This window comes from Acidilobus sp. (genome assembly GCF_049973875.1).
Taxonomy (GTDB): domain Archaea; phylum Thermoproteota; class Thermoprotei_A; order Sulfolobales; family Acidilobaceae; genus Acidilobus.
The window spans coordinates 1-605 of sequence record NZ_JBMFJI010000113.1 but is presented as its reverse complement, the minus strand read 5'-3'; the positions used below and the strand labels follow the sequence as shown (position 1 = coordinate 605).

At 57.0% G+C, this 605-nt stretch carries 2 protein-coding genes; both read left to right on the top strand.

Annotation, left to right across the window (positions count from 1 at the left end; all coding sequences use genetic code 11):
* Window positions 1–191, top strand: a 191-nt coding sequence (locus ACP5H1_RS08590; protein WP_427974129.1) for a hypothetical protein, incomplete at its 5' end; no start/stop codon positions are given.
* A 175-nt stretch (window positions 192–366) separates the two neighbouring features.
* A partial coding sequence (locus ACP5H1_RS08585) for a hypothetical protein (protein WP_427974126.1) occupies window positions 367–605 on the top strand: 239 nt, incomplete at its 3' end.

Sequence of the window (605 nt, the reverse complement as noted above, 5' to 3'; positions counted from 1 at the left end):
CAGGGGCTTCCCCAGGCTTGTCCTCTGAGGTGGGCGACATGAGCGACGGAGTGAAGCACATATGCACCTACGTGCCGCTCGACGTCTACGAGGGCATGCTGAGGATAAAGAGCCAGACCGGGAAGCCGCTTTACTCCTTAATCTCTGAGGCCCTCTCCGAATACGTAAAGGCCCACGCCTCCCAGTCCTAACCCTTTTTTTCCTCCGGGCTCCTACTTTTTCCTGGGGCCCCGCAACAGGGGCACATGAACCCCGTGATATGCATTAGGTGGGGTAATGACCTGCCCCAGGGGCCCTCTCCTTTAACCAACTTTCATGATAGTTTTATAGCCTCCCCTTACCACAGGAAAGGGGAGGCGACCTGGCGTGGTTGGAGACCCGAAGGTGAACGTGGTTAAGGCGTTACGTGAGCTTTCAAGGGCCGGCTGTCTCTCGGAGCAGGAGGCCGACAGGCTCTCCTACTTTATCCTCTCCGAGGTGTTCTCGCTCGGGACGGTAAAGCACATGGCCGAAGACCTGCTAAGGGAGGTACAGTCGTGTATAGCTGCAGACATGGTGGCTTTCTCAAGGGCAGTGAACCTTCTCAGGGAGGCGGTTCACAGTGA